This window comes from Streptomyces sp. NPDC091281 (assembly GCF_044757425.1).
Taxonomy (GTDB): Bacteria; Actinomycetota; Actinomycetes; order Streptomycetales; family Streptomycetaceae; genus Streptomyces.
Map to the genome: position 1 here is coordinate 53,617 of NZ_JBIVUY010000007.1, position 20,554 is coordinate 74,170.

Consider the following 20,554-nt stretch of genomic DNA (forward strand, 5'->3'; position numbering starts at 1 on the left):
CCCGCCCGCCGAGGACGGGGGAAACCCCGGACACGCGCACCGAGCTGCGGACATGCAGTACGTTCGGGTCATGCCCCAGCCCGCCAGGTCCTCACGTACATCCGCCCCGGCCGACGCGCCGCCCGAGAGCGCTGCGGGCACCCGCGCGGCGGCCCAGCGGCTCAAGATGCGCCGCGAACTGGCGGCCGCGGCGATGGAGCTGTTCTCGACCAAGGGGTACGAGGCCACCACCGTCGACGAGATCGCGGCCGCGGCCGGGGTCGCCCGCCGCACCTTCTTCCGTCACTTCCGCTCCAAGGAAGAGGCGATCTTCCCCGACCACGACGACACCCTGATCCGCGCCGAGGCGGTGCTCAACGCGGCCCCGCCGCACGAGCATCCGCTCGACACCGTGTGTCGCGGCATCAAGGAGGTCATGAAGATGTACGCGGCGCGGCCGGAGATCTCGGTCGCCCGCTACCGGCTGACGCGTGAGGTGCCCACCCTGCGCGAGGCCGAGATCGCGTCGGTGGCCCGCTACGAGCGGCTGTTCACCCGCTATCTCCTCGGGCACTTCGACGAGCACGCGCACGACGACGACGCCAACGACGACCCGCTGCTCGCGGAGGTCGCCGCCTCCGCCGTGGTCACCGCCCACAACCACGTGCTGCGGCGCTGGCTGCGGGCGGACGGCCAGGGCGACGTGGAGGCGCAGCTGGACCACGCCTTCGGCATCGTGCGCAAGACGTTCGGCAGCGGCATCGGCGCCGGGCGCACGGCCGGCCAGAGCGGTCCGGCCGGTTCCGCGGGCGGGACGACCGCCGCCGCGGCGGTCTCCTCGATGGGCGAGGTGCTGGTGACGGTCGCCCGCACCGACGCGCCCCTCGACGAGGTCATGCGGACCATCGAGCAGGCGCTCAAGGACCGCTGAGCGGCCCCCCGAGCCCCCGGCGTGGCCATGCGAGGCCCGCCGAGCCTCCCTTTCCCCTTCCGGCACCGGACGACGGCCACCCCCTGCGGGTGGCCGTTTTGCCATGTCAGAGGCGGTTTTCGCGCGGTTCACCGACCCCGTTCGATCGATCATCGCTCATTTGTTACGTAAAGATTTCGCTTGAGCGGAAGTTCTGGCACTCAGTGCCTTGCGGGGTGACACGCGGTGTCATACGTTGAAGGAGTCCGGGCGGCCGGCGTGCAGAGACCACACGTACGCCGGCTGTCCCCGCAAGTCGACGACTCGCGCGCCCGGACGCCTGCGTCACAGGCACCCTCCCGCGCCGACCGGCGCCGCCGAACAGCACCCGCCGAACCGACGGCACCCCCTCCAGAACAACCCTCAGCGCCCCTCCCTCAGGGCGCACTTCGCCGGAGGCAACACCGTGACCGTGAAGGACATCCTGGACGCGATCCAGTCGCCGGACTCCACCCCGGCCGACTTCGCCGCCCTGCCGCTCCCCGAGTCGTACCGGGCGATCACCGTGCACAAGGACGAGACGGAGATGTTCGCCGGGCTCACCACCCGCGACAAGGACCCCCGCAAGTCGATCCACCTCGACGACGTGCCGGTGCCCGAACTCGGGCCCGGCGAGGCCCTGGTGGCCGTGATGGCCTCCTCGGTGAACTACAACTCCGTGTGGACCTCGATCTTCGAGCCGCTCTCCACCTTCGGGTTCCTGGAGCGCTACGGCAAGGTCTCCGAACTGACGAAGCGCCACGACCTGCCGTACCACATCATCGGCTCCGACCTCGCGGGCGTCGTGCTGCGCACCGGGCCGGGCGTCAACTCCTGGAAGCCCGGCGACGAGGTCGTCGCGCACTGCCTCTCCGTCGAACTCGAGTCGTCCGACGGGCACAACGACACGATGCTCGACCCCGAGCAGCGGATCTGGGGCTTCGAGACCAACTTCGGCGGCCTCGCCGAGATCGCGCTCGTCAAGTCCAACCAGCTGATGCCCAAGCCCGACCACCTCTCCTGGGAGGAGGCCGCCGCCCCCGGCCTGGTCAACTCCACCGCCTACCGGCAGCTGGTGTCGCAGAACGGCGCCGCGATGAAGCAGGGCGACAACGTCCTGATCTGGGGCGCGAGCGGCGGACTCGGCTCGTACGCCACGCAGTTCGCGCTCGCGGGCGGCGCCAACCCGATCTGTGTCGTCTCCAGCCCGCAGAAGGCGGAGATCTGCCGCTCCATGGGCGCCGAGGCGATCATCGACCGCACCGCCGAGGGCTACCGGTTCTGGAAGGACGAGACCACCCAGGACCCCAGGGAGTGGAAGCGCTTCGGCAAGCGCATCCGCGAGTTCACCGGCGGCGAGGACATCGACATCGTCTTCGAGCACCCCGGCCGCGAGACCTTCGGCGCGAGCGTCTTCGTCACCCGCAAGGGCGGCACCATCACCACCTGCGCCTCCACCTCGGGCTACATGCACGAGTACGACAACCGCTACCTGTGGATGTCGCTGAAGCGCATCATCGGCTCCCACTTCGCCAACTACCGCGAGGCCTGGGAGGCCAACCGCCTCGTCGCCAAGGGCAAGATCCACCCGACACTCTCCAAGGTCTACTCCCTGGAGGACACCGGGCAGGCCGCCCACGACGTGCACCGCAACGCCCACCAGGGCAAGGTCGGCGTGCTCTGCCTGGCCCCCGAGGAGGGGCTCGGGGTGCGCGACGAGGAGAAGCGCGCCCGGCACGTCGACGCCATCAACCGCTTCCGGAACATCTGAGGTCCGCCATGACTGAGCGTCAGCCCTCCGACATCCGGAGGGAGAAGGACCGGCCGTGGCTGATGCGGACCTACGCCGGTCACTCCACGGCCGAGGCGTCCAACGAGCTGTACCGGCGCAACCTCGCCAAGGGCCAGACCGGTCTGTCGGTGGCGTTCGACCTGCCGACGCAGACCGGCTACGACTCCGACCACATCCTCGCCCGCGGCGAGGTCGGCCGGGTCGGCGTGCCCGTCGCCCACGTCGGCGACATGCGCCGGCTGTTCCAGGACATCCCCCTGGAGCAGATGAACACCTCGATGACCATCAACGCCACCGCGATGTGGCTGCTGGCGCTCTACCAGGTCGTCGCCGAGGAGCAGGGCGCGGACGTCACCCGGCTCCAGGGCACGACCCAGAACGACATCGTCAAGGAGTACCTGTCGCGCGGCACCCACGTGTTCCCGCCGGGACCCTCGCTCCGCCTGACGACCGACATGATCGCGTACACGGTCTCCCACCTGCCCAAGTGGAACCCGATCAACATCTGCAGCTACCACCTCCAGGAGGCGGGGGCGACCCCGGTCCAGGAGATCGCGTACGCCATGTCGACCGCGATCGCCGTGCTGGACGCGGTGCGCGACAGCGGGCAGGTGCCGCAGGAGCGCATGGGCGACGTCGTCGGCCGGATCTCCTTCTTCGTGAACGCGGGCGTCCGCTTCGTCGAGGAGATGTGCAAGATGCGGGCGTTCGGCCGCATCTGGGACCGCGTCACCCGCGAGCGGTACGACATCGCCGACCCCAAGCACCGCCGGTTCCGCTACGGCGTCCAGGTCAACTCCCTCGGGCTGACCGAGGCGCAGCCGGAGAACAACGTCCAGCGGATCGTGCTGGAGATGCTGGCCGTGACCCTCTCCAAGGACGCCCGCGCGCGGGCCGTGCAGCTGCCCGCCTGGAACGAGGCGCTCGGCCTGCCCCGGCCCTGGGACCAGCAGTGGTCGCTGCGCATCCAGCAGGTCCTGGCGCACGAGAGCGACCTGCTGGAGTACGAGGACATCTTCGCGGGCTCCCACGTCATCGAGGAGAAGGTCTCCGCGCTGGTGGAGGAGTCCCTCGCCGAGATCGACCGCATCCAGCAGATGGGCGGCGCCATGGCCGCCGTCGAGTCCGGGTACCTCAAGTCGCAGCTCGTCGCCTCGCACGCCGAGCGGCGGGCCCGCATCGAGTCCGGCCAGGAGAAGATCATCGGCGTCAACGTCTTCGAGACGACCGAGCCGAACCCCCTCACCGCCGACCTCGACACGGCGATCCAGACGGTCGACCCGGCCGTCGAGGCCCGCGTCGTCGACGGGCTCCGCCGGTGGCGCGACACCCGCTACCAGCCGCCGTTCAACCACCCGCGCCCCTGCAAGGCGCTGGAGCGGCTGAAGGAGGCCGCGAAGGGCACCGACAACCTCATGGAGGCCACCCTCGACTGCGCGCGCGCCGGGGTCACGACCGGCGAGTGGGCCGGGGCCCTGCGCGAGGTGTTCGGCGAGTTCCGCGCCCCGACCGGCGTCTCCTCGGCGCCCGTCGCGATCGCCCCCGAGGCGGGCTCGGCGCTCTCCGGGGTACGCCGGATGGTGGACCGCACCGCCGAGGACATGGGCGTCGGCAAGCTGCGCTTCCTGGTCGGCAAGCCCGGCCTGGACGGCCACTCCAACGGTGCCGAGCAGATCGCCGTGCGCGCCCGCGACGCCGGGTTCGAGGTGGTCTACCAGGGCATCCGGCTGACCCCCGAGGAGATCGTGGACGCCGCCCTCGCGGAGGACGTCCACGCGGTGGGCCTGTCGATCCTGTCCGGCTCGCACGCCCAGCTGGTGCCGGACGTGCTGGAGAGGCTGCGGGAGGCCGGTGCCGCGGACATCCCGGTGATCGCGGGTGGCATCATCCCTGGCGGTGACGCCGAACAGCTCCGGGCCGCCGGAGTCGCCGCGGTCTTCACCCCGAAGGACTTCGACATCACCGGGATCATCGGCCGCATCGTCGAGGAGATCCGGAAAGCGAACAAGCTCGACCCCCTGGAGGTCCCCGCATGACCGTCAACCGTCTGCGTCCGAGGCGCTCGTGTCTCGCCGTGCCGGGCAGCAACCCCCGCTTCCTGGAGAAGGCGCAGGGCCTCCCGGCCGACCAGGTCTTCCTCGACCTGGAGGACGCGTGCGCGCCGCTCGCCAAGCCCGAGGCGCGGCACACCGTCGTCAAGTTCCTCAACGAGGGCGACTGGACCGGCAAGACGCGCGTCGTACGGGTCAACGACTGGACGACCGAGTGGACCTACCGCGACGTCGTGACCGTCGTGGAGGGCGCGGGCCCGAACCTGGACTGCGTCATGCTGCCCAAGGTGCAGAACGCGCAGCAGATCGTCGCGCTGGACCTGCTGCTGACGCAGATCGAGAAGACGATGGGCTTCGAGGTCGGCCGGATCGGCATCGAGGCGCAGATCGAGAACGCGCAGGGCCTCAACCACGTCAACGAGATCGCGCAGGCCTCCCCGCGGATCGAGACGATCATCTTCGGCCCGGCCGACTTCATGGCGTCCATCAACATGAAGTCGCTGGTCGTGGGCGAGCAGCCGCCCGGCTACCCGGCGGACGCCTACCACTACATCCTGATGAAGATCCTGATGGCGGCCCGCGCCAACGACCTCCAGGCGATCGACGGCCCCTACCTCCAGATCCGCAACGTCGACGGCTACCGCGAGGTCGCCCGCCGCGCCGCCGCGCTCGGCTTCGACGGCAAGTGGGTGCTGCACCCCGGCCAGGTCGAGGCGTCCAACGAGATCTTCTCGCCGTCCCAGGAGGACTACGACCACGCCGAGCTGATCCTCGACGCGTACGACTACTACACGTCCGAGGCGGGCGGGAAGAAGGGCTCGGCGATGCTCGGCGACGAGATGATCGACGAGGCGAGCCGCAAGATGGCGCTGGTCGTCTCCGGCAAGGGCCGCGCGGCCGGCCTGAAGCGGACCACCTCGTTCGAGATCCCGGAGGCGTGAGGCGATGCAGTTCGGGCGCACCTACGAGGAGTTCGAGATCGGGGCGGTCTACAAGCACTGGCCCGGGAAGACGGTCACCGAGTACGACGACCACCTCTTCTGCCTCCTCACCATGAACCACCACCCGCTCCACATGGACGCGAACTACGCGGAGCACACGACCGACTTCGGCCGCAACGTCGTCGTCGGCAACTACGTCTACTCGCTGCTGCTCGGCATGTCCGTCCCGGACGTCTCCGGCAAGGCGATCGCCAACCTGGAGATCGAGTCGCTCAAGCACGTGGCGCCGACCTTCCACGGCGACACGGTCTACGGCGAGACGACCGTCCTCGACAAGTGGCCGTCCCGGTCGAAGGACGACCGCGGCATCGTGCACGTGGAGACCCGCGGGTACAAGCAGGACGGCACCCTGGTCTGCGTGTTCCGCCGCAAGGTCATGGTGCCCACCGAGACGTACGTCAAGGAGCGCGGCGGAGAGCAGCCGGGCCGTCCGGAGCCGGTCGCGCCGGCGCAGAAGAAGTCGGAGAAGTAGATGGCCCGTCTCGCCCGGACCGCCGGTCTGACCGACGTCCAGCAGGAGATCCTCTCCACCGTCCGCGACTTCGTGGACAAGGAGATCATCCCGGTCGCCACCGAGCTGGAGCACCGCGACGAGTACCCGCAGGCGATCGTCGACGGCCTGCGCGAACTCGGCCTCTTCGGCCTCATGATCCCCGAGGAGTACGGGGGTCTGGGCGAGTCCCTCCTGACGTACGCGCTGTGCGTCGAGGAGATCGCCCGCGGATGGATGTCGGTGTCCGGCATCATCAACACGCACTTCATCGTGGCGTACATGCTCAAGCAGCACGGCACGCAGGAGCAGAAGGACCACTTCCTGCCGCGCATGGCGGCGGGGGACGTCCGGGGCGCGTTCTCGATGTCCGAGCCGGCCCTCGGCTCCGACGTGTCGGCCATCACCTCCAAGGCGGTCAGGGACGGCGACGAGTACGTCCTCAGCGGCCAGAAGATGTGGCTGACGAACGGCGGCACCTCGTCGCTGGTCGCCGTCCTCGTGCGGAGTGACGAAGGACACGCCGAGGGCACCGCGCCGCACAAGTCGATGACGACCTTCCTCGTCGAGAAGGAGCCCGGCTTCGGCGAGGTCCGTCCGGGCCTCACCATCCCCGGCAAGATCGACAAGATGGGCTACAAGGGCGTCGACACCACCGAGTTGATCATGGATGGCCTGCGGGTTCCCGCCGACCGCGTGCTCGGCGGGGTCACCGGCCGAGGTTTTTACCAAATGATGGACGGCGTGGAGGTGGGTCGCGTGAATGTGGCGGCCCGTGGCTGCGGCGTCGCTCAGCGTGCCTTCGAGCTGGGCGTCTCGTACGCCCAGCAGCGCCACACCTTCGGCAAGCCGATCGCCCAGCACCAGGCCATCCAGTTCAAGCTGGCGGAGATGGCTACCAAGGTGGAGGCCGCCCATGCGATGATGGTGAACGCCGCACGCAAAAAGGACTCGGGGGAACGAAACGACCTTGAGGCCGGCATGGCGAAGTACCTCGCCTCCGAGTACTGCAAGGAGGTCGTGGAGGACGCCTTCCGCATCCACGGCGGCTACGGCTTCTCCAAGGAGTACGAGATCGAGCGTCTGTACCGCGAGGCCCCGATGCTCCTGATCGGCGAAGGCACCGCCGAGATCCAGAAAATGATCATCGGCCGCAGGTTGCTCGAAGAGTATCGGTTCCAGGGCTAGATATACCGATTGGGGGTGTTTTCTTCGAGAAGAAGATCACACCCCGTCAACTCGCCCCGGCCGTCGACTCGGCTTCCTGGCTTACCCAGTTGCGGCGCCGAACCGCTACGATCGCGGGAAAGCCGCCGTCCCCCCGTCGAAGCGCGGCATCATCCGCTACGAAGGTCATCCATGCCCCACAGCCAAACCTCTGCACCTCGCGACAGCCTGGCCGGCGTACGCCTTGCGCGCGGAGCCTCGCCGTGGCTTCTCCCGACCGTCGCCACCGCAGCCGTCAGCCTGGTCCGCGCCCGCCGCTCGGGCGTCGCCAAGGCCGTCGCCGTCCCCGCCACCGCTCTCGCGGCCGGCATGCTGTGGTTCTTCCGCGACCCCGAGCGCGAGATCGCGTCCGGCCGGGTCATCTCCCCCGCCGACGGTGTGGTGCAGAGCATCATGCCGTGGAAGGACGGGCGGACCCGGGTCGCGATCTTCATGAGCCCGCTCAACGTCCACGTGAACCGCGCCCCGCTCTCCGGGACCGTCACGTCCGTCGAGCACATCCCGGGCGGGTTCGTACCGGCGTTCAACAAGGAGAGCGAGAACAACGAGCGCGTCGTCTGGCACTTCGACACCGAGCTGGGTGACATCGAGATGATCCAGATCGCCGGTGCCGTCGCCCGCCGCATCGTGCCCTACCTCCCCGAGGGCACGAAGGTCGAGCAGGGCGAGCGGATCGGCCTCATCCGCTTCGGTTCGCGCGTCGACATCTACCTGCCCGAGGGCGTGGAGGTCGCCGTCGAGGTGGGTCAGAAGACCGTGGCGGGGGTGACTCGCATTGACCGTGATTGACCCGGAGACCCAGGCGGGCTGGGTGCCCGAGGCCGACGAGGTGGACGAAGAGGAGGAGATGCCCCTCTCCCTCCGCCTGTCGATAGCGGACACCCTCACCCTCGGCAACGCCACCTGCGGCTTCATGGCGGTGTACTTCACCACCACCGGCATCCTCATCCCGCACCTCACCGACAGCCAGGAATCCGGCATGGCGCGCAACAGCGCCGCCACCGCCGTGATCCTCATGCTCTGCGCGGCCGTCTTCGACCTCTTCGACGGTCTGGTCGCCCGCAAGCTGCGCTCCTCCCCCATGGGCGCCGAGCTGGACAACCTCTCCGACCTGATCAGCTTCGGCCTCGCGCCGGCGTACTTCGTCCTCGTCTACGGCATGGTGGCGGACGACGCCTACCAGCGGGTGGCCGCGGTCGGGGCGATCGTCGTGCTGCTGGCCGTGGTGCTGAGACTCGCGCGGTTCTCCTGCGTCACCCCGACGAACGGCATGTTCCAGGGCATGCCGTCCCCGTTCGGGGCGCTGACCGTCGTGTCGATCGTGCTGCTGGAGCTGCCCTTCGTGGCGACGCTGCTGGCCATCCTGGGCACCGCCTGGCTGATGGTGAGCCGGGTCGAGTACCCGAAGCCGCGCGGACGGCTCGCCGGGGCGATGCTGGCCTGGATCGTGCTCTCGATGGGGCTGCTCACGGCGTGGGCGTTCGACGCGCCGGGCGGGCAGCTGCTGCTCCAGACGGGGTGCGCGCTGCAGCTCGTCATGGGGGCGGTGATTCCGTTGTTCGCCACGGCTCGCCGGGTGAACAACTTCCGGGACAACCGGCGGGAGGCTCGGGCCGCGCAGGTTCCGTAGCCGTCGGTCTCTCTTGTGGCAGGGCCCCTGGACCTCACGGTCCGGGGGCCCGTGCCGTTCCTGGGGCGGCCGCCCCCAGACCCCCGCTTCGGCCCTGGACGGGCCTCGTCCTCAAACGCCGGACGGGCTGAGACAACCGGACCTCGGCCGGAAAGCTCTCCCCGCTCAGGTCAGGAAGTCCCTGCCGATGCGTTCCGCGACGCGTTCCAGGACGGGTCCCGCCTCCGCGATGCAGACGGCCACGTCGGGTTCGGCGTCGGTGAGGGGGTAGACGCGGCGGAATCCGGCGCGGCCCAGGGCCTCCGGCTGGAGGGCGAGGCGGCCGCAGACGGCGACGACCTCCTTGCCCGCGGCGCGCGCGGCGGCGGCCACGCCGGCCGGGGCCTTGCCGTGGAGGGTCTGCTCGTCCAGGGAGCCCTCGCCGGTGATCACCAGCTCCGCCTTCTCGACGGCGGCCGTGAAGCCGAGGACGTCGAGCATGACGTCGATCCCGGCGCGGAAGCGGGCGCCGAGCAGCAGGGCGCCGTAGCCGACGCCTCCGGCGGCACCGGCGCCCGGGGCGGCGGCGTAGTCGGCGGCCCGGCCGCCGACCGCCGTCGACAGCACCTCGGCGTAGCGGGTGAGGCCGGCGTCGAGGGCGGCGACCTCGTCGGGCGAGGCGCCCTTCTGCGGGCCGTAGACCGCGGCGGCGCCCTTGGGCCCGGTGAGCGGGTTGTCGACGTCGCTGGCGAGCACGAGCCGTACGGAGGCCAGCCGGGGGTCGAGGCCGGACAGATCGGCGCGGGCGAGCGTCGCGAGGCCGCCGCCGCCCGGTCCGACGGGCTCGCCGTCGGCGTCGAGGAAGCGGGCGCCGAGCGCGGTCAGCATGCCCGCGCCGCCGTCCGTGGTGGCGCTGCCGCCGACGCCGAACACGATCGTGGCCGCGCCCGCGTCGAGCGCGGCCCGCAGCAGCTCGCCGGAACCGTACGTGGAGGCCGTCAGCGGGGCGAACGTCCCGGCGGGCAGCCGTCCGAGGCCGCTGGCCTCGGCCATCTCCACCACGGCGGTGTCCCCGCGCAACGCGAACGCGGCGGTGACCTCGTGGCCGAGCGGCCCGGCGACCGTCAGCTCCCGGCGCTCGAACCCGGCGGCGACCGCCGCGTCGACGGTGCCGTCGCCGCCGTCGGCCACGGGCAGGGCGACGACCTCGACGTCCGGTGCGGCGCGCCGCAGCCCGGCCGTCACCCGCTCGGCGACCTCCACGGCCGTCAGCGACCCCTTGAACTTGTCCGCGGCCACGAGCACCCTGCGGATGCCCCGCGCTTCACCGTCGACCACTGTGCAACCCCTTGCTCTCCGGGTCCCGGAGACACCGGGACCGGTCGCGCCGCTGCGACCCTAACCGGAGAGTCGGCCCGCCGTCATGCCCCGCCGATACGCTGCCCCCGTGACCACTGCTGACTACGCCGCCTACATCGCCTCCCTCCCCCGCGTCCTCGCCGGTGCCGCCGCGCTCTTCCGGGACACCGAGGGGCGGGTGCTGGCCGTCGAGCCGAACTACCGGGAGGGGTGGGCGCTGCCCGGCGGGACCATCGAGTCCGACACCGGGGAGACGCCCCGGCAGGGGGCGCGGCGGGAGACGCTGGAGGAGATCGGCCTCGACCGGCCGCTCGGGCGGCTGCTCGCGGTGGACTGGGTGCAGGGCCCGGCCCGGCCGCCGGTGGTGGCGTACGTGTACGACGGCGGTGTCCTGGACGCGGCCGACCTCGCCGCGATCCGGCTCCAGGAGTCGGAGCTGCTGTCCTGGCGGCTGCTGCCGCGCGAGGAGATCACCGCGTACCTCCTCGGTCACCTCGGCCACCGGGTGCTCGCCGCGCTCGACGTCCTGACCGACGGCACGGGCGCGGCGGAGCTGGAGAACGGGCGGCGGGTGAGCTGAGGCGGGCGCTCGGGCCGGGGGCGGGCGCGGCCGGTGCGGGCGGTCAGCCCTGGACGTCCCGGGGCTTGGCGTCGACCGTGCGCAGCGCCTCGTCGCGGGTGGCGGTGCGGGCCTCCGTGCGGTGACCGCGCTCGATGTAGTCGCGGACGACGAGTTCGACGGCTTCCTGGGGGCTGCCGACGCCGGAGAGAACCATGACCTCGACGACGAGATCGGCGTCGAGGGAGACAGTGACCTTGGCCATGCCGCGACCGTAGCACCGTGTCCGGTCCGCCGAAACGTGTTCGCGGGAGCCCGGCGCCCCGGCCTACCCTCGGTGACATGACCAGGCCACTCGTCGCGCTGCTCAGCGGCGCGGGCATCTCCACCGACTCCGGCATCCCCGACTACCGCGGGCCGAACGGCCTGTGGCGCAAGGACCCGGAGGCCGAGAAGCTCGTGACGTACGACTTCTACATGGGGGACCCGGAGATCCGGCGCCGGTCCTGGCAGATGCGGCGCAGGAACCGGACGCTGTCGGCCGAGCCGAACGCCGCCCACCGGGCCGTCGTCGACCTGGAGCGGGCCGGGGTCCCGGTCCGGGTGATCACGCAGAACGTGGACGGGCTGCACCAGCTCGCCGGGCTGCCCGCCCGCAAGGTGCTCGAACTGCACGGCAGCGCCCGGAGTTTCGTGTGCACGCGGTGCCACGCGCGCGGGCCGATGCAGGACGCCCTCGCCCGGGTGGAGGCCGGTGAGGAGGACCCGCCGTGTCTGGAGTGCGGCGGCATCCTCAAGTCGGCCACCGTGTTCTTCGGCGAGCGCCTCGACCCGGTCGTCCTCGGGCAGGCCCTCGCCGTCGCCAAGGCCTGCCAGGTGTTCCTCGCCGTCGGCACCACCCTCCAGGTGCAGCCCGCGGCGGGCCTCGCCGGGGTCGCCGCCGACCACGGCGCCCGGCTGATCGTCGTCAACGCCGAGCCGACACCGTACGACGACCGCGCGGACGAGGTCGTCCGGGAGCCGATCGGCACCGCGCTGCCCCGTCTGCTCGCCGCTCTCCGCGACGGCGAGGGCGGCGGGGGCTGAGCGCCCTCCCTGCCCCGTCCTCTCACCCCTCCAGGGGGAACAGGGCGGTCGGCGCGGTGGCGCCGCTCTCGAAGTCGAGCAGGCGCTGCTTGCGGTCCAGACCGCCGCCGTAGCCGGTGAGGCCGCCGTTCGCGCCGACCACGCGGTGGCAGGGGACGATGATCCCGACGGGGTTGCGGCCGTTGGCGAGGCCGACCGCGCGGGAGGCGTTCGGGGTGCCGAGGGCGGCGGCCAGTTGGCCGTAGGAGCGGGTCTCGCCGTACGGGATCGCGCGCAGCGCCTCCCAGACGGAGCGCTGGAACGGGGTGCCGGTCAGGCGCAGGGGGACGGTGAAGTCCGTCAACTCTCCGGCGAAATAGGCCTTCAGCTGGTCCTCGGTCTCCGCGAAGAGGCCGTCGTCGCGGGGGCCGAAGGTCTCCTCGGCGGGGCGGTGGCGCTGCGCGGTCATGTAGAGGCCGCACAGGACGCCGTCGTCGGCGACCAGGGTGAGCGGGCCGTAGGCGCTGTCGATGACGGTGTGGCGTTTCGGGCTGTCCTGACGCGGGGGGTACCGCTTCGAGGCCGGCCGGTGCGGAGTGGGCTGGTTCATCGCTTCTCTCGGGCGTCGGGGAACGGGGTCAGGAGGGGAGGGAGTTGATCGGGTGGTCGTCGGTCGCCCACAGGTACTGGACGGCGTAGGCGCGCCATGGGCGCCAGGCCGCCGCGCGGGCGGTGAGGGCGGCCGGGGTGGTGGGCAGGCCCGACTCCCCGGCCGCGCGCCGGACTCCGAGGTCGGTGGGGAGGAAGGCGTCCGGGTCGCCGAGGGCGCGCATCGCGATGACGTCGACCGTCCAGGGGCCGAAGCCGGGCAGCGCGAGGAGCCGGGCGCGGGTCTGCGGCCAGTCCGACTCCACGCCCAAGTGGATGTCCCCGTCGGCGAGATGACGGACGAGGGTGGTGAACGTCGTCCGGCGGGTGCGGGGCAGCGCCAGCGTCTGCGGGTCGAGGGCGGCCAGCGCCTCGGGGGTGGGGAAGAGGTGGGTGAGCCCGCCCGCGGGGTCGTCGATCGGGTCTCCGTGGGCGGTGACGAGGCGGGCCGCGTGGGTGCGGGCCGCTGCCGTGGACACCTGCTGGCCGAGGACCGCGCGGACCGCGAACTCCGCCTCGTCCACGGTGCGCGGGACCCGACGTCCGGGCGCCTTGCCGACGAGCGGGGCGAGCGACGGGTCGGCGCGGAGCCGTTCGTCGACGGCCTCGGGGTCGGCGTCCAGGTCGAGCAGGCGGCGGCAGCGGCTGATGGCCACGGTGAGGTCGCGGAGGTCGGTGAGGGTGAGGCGGCAGCCGATGTGGTCGGGGCGCGGGGTCAGCGCCACCACCCCGTGCCCGTACGGCAGCCGGAGCGTGCGGCGGTAGGCGCCGTCCCGCCACTCCTCGACGCCCGGCACCGCGGTCGCCGCGAGGTGCCCGAACAGGTTGTCCGGGGTGAGCGGGGCGCGGAACGGCAGCCGGAGGTGGAGGGTGGTGCCCGGCGCCGTGCCCGCCGCGGTTCCCGCCGTGGGCCCGGCGGCGCGGTCGGCAGCGGCAGGGGTGGCCGGGTCGGGGGCGCCGTCGCGGCGGGTGGCGCGGGTGCGCAGTTCGGTCGGGGAGAGCGCGAACACCTCGCGGACGGTGTCGTTGAAGGCGCGGACGGAGGCGAAGCCCGCGGCGAACGCCACGTCCGCCATGGGAAGTCGGGAGGTCTCGACCAGCAGGCGGGCGGTCTGGGCGCGCTGGGCGCGGGCCAACGCGAGCGGGCCCGCGCCGAGTTCGGCCAGGAGTTGGCGTTCGACCTGGCGGGCGCTGTAGCCGAGGCGTCCGGCGAGACCGGGCACGCCCTCGCGGTCCACGACGCCGTCCGCGATGAGCCGCATCGCGCGGGCGACCAGGTCGGCGCGCTGGTTCCACTCCGGGGAGCCGGGGCTGGTGTCGGGTCGGCAGCGCTTGCAGGCGCGGAACCCGGCCTGCTGGCAGGCGGCGGCGCTCGGGTGGAACACCATGTTCTCCGGCTTGGGCGGCACCGCCGGACAGCTCGGCCGGCAGTAGATGCCGGTGGTCAGGACCGCCGTGAAGAACCAGCCGTCGAACCGCGCGTCCTTGGACCGCACGGCCCGCACACAGCGTTCCCGGTCGGTGTGCATCCTGTTCTGCATACGTCCAGCATGGGTCACCGCCCCGGCCCGGCGCTGGCGGAAATCCGACATGACGCTTGCGCCACCGGCACCGCCGCCGTTCGCCCCCCATGGGTTCGCCGGGGCCCCGTCACTCCCGCCAGGCGCGGTCCCGCAGGAGGCGGAGGCCGTTGAGTCCGACCAGGACGGTCGAGCCCTCGTGCCCGGCGACCCCGAGCGGCAGCGGGAGGTGACCGGCCAGGTCCCAGCCGACCAGGACGGCGATGCAGACCCCGGCGATCACCAGGTTCTGCCGCACCAGGCGCCGGGCGCGGCGCGACAGCCGTACGACGGCGGACACGGCCGTGAGGTCGTCGCGGACCAGGACGGCGTCCGCGGTCTCCAGCGCGAGGTCGGACCCCGCCCGGCCCATCGCCACGCCCACATGGGCGGCGGCCAGCGCGGGCGCGTCGTTGACGCCGTCCCCGACGAACAGCACCCGGCGGCCCGCCCGGCCGAGTTCCCGGACGGCGTCCGCCTTGTCGGCGGGGAGGAGGTCCGCGCGGACGTCCGTGATCCCGGTGGCGTCGGCCACGCGGGCGGCGGCGCGGGCGTGGTCGCCCGTGAGGAGGACGGGGGCGGCACCGGTCAGCCGCGCGAGGGCGGCGGTCGCGGCCGGGGCGGCGGGGCGGAGCCGGTCGGTGAGGGTGAGGACGCCGACGGGGACACCGTCTCGGGTGACCAGGACCGGGGTGCCGGTGAGACCGGTGGGGCCGGTGGGGCCGGTGGGTCCGGTGACTGTCCTCGCTTCCTCAGCCCCGTCGGCCCCGGCAGCCCTGTCGCCCCCGGCAGCCCCCTCCGCCCGTCCGACCGTCACCACGTGCCCCTCGACCACCGCCGTCACGCCCGTGCCCGGACTCGCGGCGAAGTCCCGCGCCGGGGCGATCCGCAGGCCCCGCGCCCGTGCGGCGGCCACGATCGCGCGGGCCAGCGGGTGCTCGCTGGGGTGTTCGGCGGCGGCGGCGAGGGCGAGGAGGGCGTCGGGGTCGAGGCCGGAGCCGGGGTGGGGCGTGACGGCGCCGACCTCGGGGGCGCCCTCGGTGAGGGTGCCGGTCTTGTCCAGGGCGACGGTGTCGGTCTCGCCGAGGCGTTCCAGGGCGGCGGCCGACTTGACCAGGACGCCGTGCCGCCCGGCGGTGGCGATGGCGGACAGCAGGGGCGGCATGGTGGCCAGGACGACCGCGCAGGGCGACGCGACGATCATGAAGGTCATCGCGCGGAGCAGGGCGTCGGTGAGGTCGGCGCCGAAGGCGAGCGGCACCCCGAGGACGGCGAGGGTGGCGGCGACGACGCCGACGGCGTACCGCTGCTCGACGCGCTCGACGAAGAGCTGGGTCGGCGCCTTCGTGCGGGCGGCCTCCTCGACGAGGGCGGCGATGCGGGCGATGACGGAGTCGGCGGGGTCGCGGGTGACGCGGACGCGGAGGGCGCCGGTGCCGTTGAGGGTGCCCGCGTAGACGTCGTCGCCGGGGCGTCTGACTACGGGGAGGGGTTCGCCGGTCACCGTGGCCTGGTCGATCTCGCCGACGCCGTCGACGACCCGGCCGTCGGCGCCGACCCGTTCGCCGGGACGGACCAGCAGCAGGTCCCCGACGCGGAGCAGGGCCGCGGGGACGGTCTCCTCGCCGTCGGCGGTGAGGCGGGTCGCGGTGTCGGGGGCGAGGTCGAGCAGTCCGCGGACGGAGTCCTCGGTGCGGGCGGTGGCCAGGGCCTCCAGGGCGCCCGAGGTGGCGAACACGACGATCAGCAGCGCGCCGTCGAGCACCTGCCCGATCGCGGCGGCGCCCAGCGCGGCCACGATCATCAGCAGGTCGACGTCGAGGGTCCGCTCCCGCAGCGCCCGCAGGCCGTCGAGGGCGGGCCGCCAGCCGCCCGCGGCGTAGGCGACGGCGTAGAGGACGGTGTCGAGTGCGTCGAGGGCTCGGTGGCCGGTCGACGGGACACCGGCGAGGTCCAGGGCGAGCCCGGCCAGGAAGGCGGCGGTCGCCCAGGCCGCCCAGCGAGCCTCGGGGAGAGCGAGGAACCGGGTGCGGCGGCGGACCTCCGTACGGGCGGGCCCGACGGCGGTGGACGAGGGCGCGGGGGACGGCGAGGCGAGGGTCGAGGGGGACACGCGGCACACCATACAGGAACACATGAAGACTCATTCATGTGTTCATGCGTGATGAGTACGATGTCCGCATGGGTCATGGAGCCGTCACCCCCGCCACCGCCGACCGGGTACGCCTGGACGCGGACAACGTGGCGAAGGTGGCCACCACCCTCCAGGCCCTCTCCACCCCCTCCCGGCTGCTGATCCTCGCCCGGCTGCGCGAAGGGCCGCTGCCCGCGACGGAGTTGGCCGCCGAGGTGGGCATGGAGCAGTCGGCCTGCTCCCATCAGCTGCGGCTGCTGCGCAACCTCGGCCTGGTGACCGGCGAGCGGCGCGGCCGGTCGGTGGTGTACGCCCTGCACGACGACCACGTGGCCGGTCTCCTCGACCAGGCCGTCTACCACGTGGAGCACCTGCGGCTGGGGCTGAGCGACGGCTCGGACTGAGCGGCCGGGGTCAGCGCGTGGGGCGTCGCCGGGGGCGCGGGCCCGGCTGCGTGCGGTCCGGCCGTCCCGCCTTCACGGGGAGCGGGTCGCTGAGCCGGGCGACGTAGCGCCGGTAGGCGCGCGCCTCGGGCGAGGCGGTGCCGAGGGTGTCGTGGCGGTCGGGGAAGGCCGGGCCTCCCGCCTCCGGTGGGCGGGGCGCGCCGAACCCGTTGCCCTGGAGGCGGCCGGTGAGCAGTCTGCCGCGCGCCCAGGGGACCGGCCTGCCCCGGCCCGCCGTCACCGGGCCGCGGTTGATCTGGAACCAGACCTGGCGGCCGTTGCCGAACCGCACGACGCTCTCCCGGAGGTCGCCGCGGTCGGTGTGGACGGTGAAGTCCCACTCCCCCGGCGTCCCGGCCGGGGCGTGGTGCGCGCGGAAGTGGTGCAGGAACCGGGGCAGTTCGACCGTCGCGCCGTACGGGACCAGCGCGTCGGCGTACGGTGCCCCGGCGACGAAGTGGAGGCGGAACTCCAGGCCGTACCGGCGCCCGCGGACCGTCCGTGCGACGCGGAGGGAGAACGTGTCCGCGTCGCCGTGGCGGGAGCGGTCCACGGCGCGGACGTGCCGGTCCAGGTGTGTGAAGGACAGCGCGCCGGGGTCGGCCGGCAGGCCGGGGACCGCCGCGGCCGAGCCGTGCAGCAGGTACAGGGACATGAGGTCGACCGGGTGCGTGTCGTGCGCCGCCCGCGTGAAGAAGCCGTCGGAGACACCGTCCCGCACAGGTTCCCCCCTCCTGGCCCGGCCCCGGGTCGCAGGGGGCAACGCTAGCCGAGGGGGTGCGGTGTCTCCGGAGCGGGGGCGGACGGGTCCGGGCGGGGGCGGTCGGCGCCGAGGAAGTCGACGACGCTGAGCACGAGGAGCAGGGTGAGGGCGAGGCCGACGACGACCCAGCCGGTCGGGTAGGGCCACAGCACGTAGGTGAGGGCGGCGGCGGCCACCAGGGTCCAGGTGATCCAGGTGCGGAAGCGCCGCACGAACGGGCCGACCGGGCCGGTGCGCAGGCCCGCGCGGTCGGCCGTGGCGCGGACGGCGCCGATCCCCGCGTGCCACAGGCGCCGCAGCAGGACGGCGTGGCGGTAGGGGCCGGTCAGCCAGGCGGCGAGGGCGACGATCAGGCCGAGCGCGACGACCACACGGACGCTGGTGCGCAGGAAGCGGGTGAGGGTGTCGTAGATCGCCCCGGCGGCGGGCTGGGAGACGTTCGCGGGCAGGGCGTCCAGGTAGACGACGCGGAAGACGGTGAGGGCGACGCCGAGGAGGAACGTCGCGAAGGCGAAGCAGAGGGCGGAGACGATCAGCGTGCGGCGGCGGTGCGCCGAGAGCCAGACGCCCGCGGCGACCAGCAGGATCGCCAGCACCGGCACCCAGGGCCCGGCGAGTTGGAGGACGCGGACGTAGGTGCGGACGCGGCCGAGGTCGTCGGAGCGCAGGACGGTGAGTCGGGTGTGGATCTCGGGGATCTGGCCCGCGACCGTCAGGCCGTCGTCCACGAGGCGCTGTTTCACGAGGTCGACGACGGGGGCGAGGTCGACGGTGACGGTGTCGTCGTCGAGGCTGACCGCGCCGCCGCCGCGCCCGGTGATGGCCTTCTCCAGGGACCGGTGGACGCGCCGGTTGGCCTCGACCCAGATCCGGCGGAACGCGTCGGAGGCGACCACGCCCTCCGCCTTGTCGTGGACGAGGCTGCGTACCGCGCCTTGGAGGGAGCCGCCGAGCGCGCCCAGCGCCTTCTCCAGCAGCGGCCGCTGGGCGGGGGCGACGCCGCTGAGCAGGTCCTCGAGGTCGAGGTGGGTCATGGCGGCGTCGGTGACGAGGTCGGCGACCGCGGCCTGGATGTGACGGTTGGACGCGAGGGGGCGGACCGTGGCGACGTAGCGGTCCGTGTCGCCGATGATGCTGGCGCTCCACGCGGCGACCGCGCCGAGGGGGGCCAGCAGGCAGCCGAGGACGATGAGGACGACGGCGAGCGCGGAACGCGCGCGGCGGGCCAGGGGGCGCGAGCGTGAGCCCGCCTCCAGCGCGGCGACCCGGGCCCGCAGCCGCGCCAGCTCACCGGAGGCGTCCGGCGGGGCGGGGTCGGCGGGGACGTCGTCGTCCGCCATGGTGCTCTCCCTCGTCCGCAGGCCGGGTCCGCTGGTGACCAGCAGATCCCGGGCGTGCGGCGACGGCGAGCGCGGCGGGACCGTCCGGGTGAACGGTCCCGCCGGGGCGGGCGGGCCCCGGACGGCTCACATGTTGATCATGTGTCCGGCGAGGCCGTGGAGGGCCTCCTTGACGGCCTCGCCGAGCGTCGGGTGGGCGTGGACGTTGCGGGCCAGTTCGTGGACGGTGAGGTCCCACTGCTGGGCGAGGGTGAGTTCGGGGAGGAGTTCGGTGACGTCGGGGCCGATGAGGTGGCCGCCGAGGAGTTCGCCGTGCCGGGTGTCGCTGATCAGCTTGACGAAGCCGGTGGCGTCACCGAGGCCGTGCGCCTTGGCGTTGGCGGTGAAGGGGAACTTCACCACCTTGATGTCGTGGCCGCGCTCGCGGGCCTGCTCCTCGGTGTGGCCGAAGCTGGCGATCTGGGGCTGGCAGTAGGTGGCGCGCGGGATCATCGCGTAGTCGAGTTCCATCGTCTCGGCGCCCGCGAGGGTCTCGGCGGCGATGACGCCCATGGCCTCGGCGTTGTGGGCCAGCATCAGCTTGGCGGTGACGTCGCCGATGGCGTACAGGTGTGGGACGGAGGTGCGGCAGCGGCCGTCGACGTCGATGGCGCCGCGCTCGGTGAGGGCGACGCCGGTGTTCTCCAGGCCGTAGCCGGTGACGTTGGGGGCGAAGCCGATGGCCTGGAGGACCTTGTCGGTCTCCAGGACCTGCTGGGTGCCGTCCTTGCCGGTGACGGTGACGAGGACCCGCGGCCCGGACTCGTCGATGGACTCGACGCGGGTGGAGGTGAGGACGTCGATGCCCAGCCTGCGGTACTGGCGGGCGAGTTCGGCGGAGACCTCGGCGTCCTCCAGGGGCGCGACGCGGTCGAGGAACTCGACGACGGTGACCTTCACGCCGTAGTGGTGCAGGACGTAGGCGAACTCGACGCCGATGGCCCCGGCGCCCGCGATGACGATCGAGCCGGGGAGTTCCTCGGCGAGGATCTGCTCCTCGTAGGTGACGACGCGGGAGGTGCGGCGGGTGCCGGGCAGCAGGCGCGGGGTGGCGCCGGTGGCGATGACGCAGTGGTCGAAGCCGAGGGTGCGGGTCTCGCCGTCGTAGCCGGTGACCTGGAGGGTGTGCGGGTCGAGGAAGGTGCCGCGGCCGTCGACCTCGGTGATCCCGTTCTTCTTCATCAGGTAGTGGACGCCCTTGACGCGGCCGTCGGCGACCTTGCGGCTGCGGCGGAAGGCGGCGCCGTAGTCGAAGGTGATCTCCCCCTCGGCCTGGATGCCGAAGGTCTTGGCCTCGCGGGTGACGATGTGCGCGAGTTCGGCGTTGCGCAGCAGGGCCTTGGTGGGGATGCAGCCGACGTTGAGACAGACGCCGCCCCAGTACTTCTCCTCGACGACGGCGACGCTCCTGCCCAGCTGGGCGGCGCGGATCGCGGCGACGTAGCCGCCGGGCCCGGCTCCCAGTACGACGACGTCGAACCGTTCGTCCTGCTCCACCATGGGACGTCCCTCTTCCTCGGCGTGTCCGGTCGGGTGTTCCCGTTCCG

The 20,554-nt window shown here is 72.7% G+C and carries 19 protein-coding genes; 11 read left to right on the forward strand and 8 right to left on the reverse strand.

The genetic code is table 11. The features are described from left to right. Nucleotides 1-70 precede the first annotated feature (70 nt). The 8 genes from ACIQPQ_RS19380 (at nt 71) to pssA (ending at nt 9,119) form a co-directional block, all read left to right on the forward strand. Nucleotides 71-910, forward strand: coding sequence for a TetR family transcriptional regulator (locus ACIQPQ_RS19380; protein ID WP_401305343.1), 840 nt, complete (start codon nt 71-73; stop codon nt 908-910). 451 nt (nt 911-1,361) lie between these two features. Beyond that, entirely contained in the window at nt 1,362-2,699 is a 1,338-nt protein-coding gene (gene ccrA / locus ACIQPQ_RS19385) for a crotonyl-CoA carboxylase/reductase (protein WP_401305884.1), read from the forward strand. A gap of 8 nt (nt 2,700-2,707) precedes the next feature. Beyond that, complete coding sequence (locus ACIQPQ_RS19390; RefSeq protein WP_401305345.1) at nt 2,708-4,756, forward strand: protein meaA; 2,049 nt, start codon at nt 2,708-2,710, stop codon at nt 4,754-4,756. Then, nucleotides 4,753-5,712: an HpcH/HpaI aldolase/citrate lyase family protein gene (locus tag ACIQPQ_RS19395; RefSeq protein ID WP_401305347.1), complete on the forward strand. Its 960-nt coding sequence runs from the start codon at nt 4,753-4,755 to the stop codon at nt 5,710-5,712. Before ACIQPQ_RS19390 ends, ACIQPQ_RS19395 begins: the two co-directional genes overlap by 4 nt. 4 nt (nt 5,713-5,716) lie before the next feature. After that, a complete protein-coding gene (locus tag ACIQPQ_RS19400) occupies nt 5,717-6,244 on the forward strand; it encodes a MaoC family dehydratase (protein WP_401305349.1) in 528 nt (175 codons plus the stop codon). Beyond that, nucleotides 6,245-7,450 carry an acyl-CoA dehydrogenase family protein gene (locus tag ACIQPQ_RS19405; protein ID WP_401305350.1) on the forward strand — a complete coding sequence of 402 codons (1,206 nt, stop codon included), beginning with the start codon at nt 6,245-6,247 and terminating at the stop codon, nt 7,448-7,450. A 171-nt stretch (nt 7,451-7,621) separates the two neighbouring features. After that, nucleotides 7,622-8,278, forward strand: coding sequence for a phosphatidylserine decarboxylase (locus tag ACIQPQ_RS19410; protein WP_383775928.1), 657 nt, complete (start codon nt 7,622-7,624; stop codon nt 8,276-8,278). Between the two features lie 22 nt (nt 8,279-8,300). Continuing rightward, the gene (gene pssA, locus ACIQPQ_RS19415; RefSeq protein ID WP_383776038.1) at nt 8,301-9,119 is read left to right on the forward strand and encodes a CDP-diacylglycerol--serine O-phosphatidyltransferase; all 819 of its coding nucleotides are present in this window, start codon (nt 8,301-8,303) and stop codon (nt 9,117-9,119) included. Nucleotides 9,120-9,284: 165 nt separating this feature from the next. On the opposite strand, the gene ACIQPQ_RS19420 is transcribed toward pssA, so the two are convergent. Continuing rightward, nucleotides 9,285-10,403, reverse strand: coding sequence for a glycerate kinase (locus ACIQPQ_RS19420; protein WP_401305885.1), 1,119 nt, complete (start codon nt 10,401-10,403; stop codon nt 9,285-9,287). A gap of 118 nt (nt 10,404-10,521) precedes the next feature. On the opposite strand from ACIQPQ_RS19420, the gene ACIQPQ_RS19425 reads away from it, so the two are divergent. Further along, a complete protein-coding gene (locus ACIQPQ_RS19425; protein WP_401305352.1) occupies nt 10,522-11,037 on the forward strand; it encodes an NUDIX domain-containing protein in 516 nt (171 codons plus the stop codon). Nucleotides 11,038-11,080: 43 nt separating this feature from the next. On the opposite strand, the gene ACIQPQ_RS19430 is transcribed toward ACIQPQ_RS19425, so the two are convergent. Next, nucleotides 11,081-11,281, reverse strand: coding sequence for a type II toxin-antitoxin system VapB family antitoxin (locus ACIQPQ_RS19430; protein WP_383775934.1), 201 nt, complete (start codon nt 11,279-11,281; stop codon nt 11,081-11,083). A gap of 77 nt (nt 11,282-11,358) precedes the next feature. Here ACIQPQ_RS19430 and ACIQPQ_RS19435 point away from each other — a divergent pair, with 77 nt between their 5' ends. Continuing rightward, entirely contained in the window at nt 11,359-12,102 is a 744-nt protein-coding gene (locus ACIQPQ_RS19435; RefSeq protein WP_401305354.1) for an SIR2 family NAD-dependent protein deacylase, read from the forward strand. A 22-nt stretch (nt 12,103-12,124) separates the two neighbouring features. Here ACIQPQ_RS19435 and ACIQPQ_RS19440 read toward each other — a convergent pair whose 3' ends face one another. The 3 genes from ACIQPQ_RS19440 to ACIQPQ_RS19450 all read right to left on the reverse strand — a co-directional run bounded on the left by ACIQPQ_RS19440 (nt 12,125) and on the right by ACIQPQ_RS19450 (nt 16,413). Then, the gene (locus tag ACIQPQ_RS19440; RefSeq protein WP_401305356.1) at nt 12,125-12,691 is read right to left on the reverse strand and encodes a methylated-DNA--[protein]-cysteine S-methyltransferase; all 567 of its coding nucleotides are present in this window, start codon (nt 12,689-12,691) and stop codon (nt 12,125-12,127) included. A 28-nt stretch (nt 12,692-12,719) separates the two neighbouring features. Then, complete coding sequence (locus ACIQPQ_RS19445) at nt 12,720-14,258, reverse strand: AlkA N-terminal domain-containing protein (protein ID WP_401305887.1); 1,539 nt, start codon at nt 14,256-14,258, stop codon at nt 12,720-12,722. Between the two features lie 121 nt (nt 14,259-14,379). Continuing rightward, the gene (locus ACIQPQ_RS19450; RefSeq protein WP_401305358.1) at nt 14,380-16,413 is read right to left on the reverse strand and encodes a heavy metal translocating P-type ATPase; all 2,034 of its coding nucleotides are present in this window, start codon (nt 16,411-16,413) and stop codon (nt 14,380-14,382) included. 56 nt (nt 16,414-16,469) lie between these two features. Here ACIQPQ_RS19450 and ACIQPQ_RS19455 point away from each other — a divergent pair, with 56 nt between their 5' ends. Beyond that, complete coding sequence (locus ACIQPQ_RS19455) at nt 16,470-16,826, forward strand: ArsR/SmtB family transcription factor (RefSeq protein WP_401305360.1); 357 nt, start codon at nt 16,470-16,472, stop codon at nt 16,824-16,826. A 10-nt stretch (nt 16,827-16,836) separates the two neighbouring features. Here ACIQPQ_RS19455 and ACIQPQ_RS19460 read toward each other — a convergent pair whose 3' ends face one another. From ACIQPQ_RS19460 to lpdA, 3 genes are all read right to left on the reverse strand, one after another. Continuing rightward, entirely contained in the window at nt 16,837-17,586 is a 750-nt protein-coding gene (locus ACIQPQ_RS19460) for a hypothetical protein (RefSeq protein ID WP_401305362.1), read from the reverse strand. Between the two features lie 44 nt (nt 17,587-17,630). Then, nucleotides 17,631-18,968: a hypothetical protein gene (locus tag ACIQPQ_RS19465; protein WP_401305364.1), complete on the reverse strand. Its 1,338-nt coding sequence runs from the start codon at nt 18,966-18,968 to the stop codon at nt 17,631-17,633. 126 nt (nt 18,969-19,094) lie between these two features. Next, complete coding sequence (gene lpdA, locus ACIQPQ_RS19470; protein WP_401305365.1) at nt 19,095-20,507, reverse strand: dihydrolipoyl dehydrogenase; 1,413 nt, start codon at nt 20,505-20,507, stop codon at nt 19,095-19,097. Nucleotides 20,508-20,554: the final 47 nt, after the last annotated feature.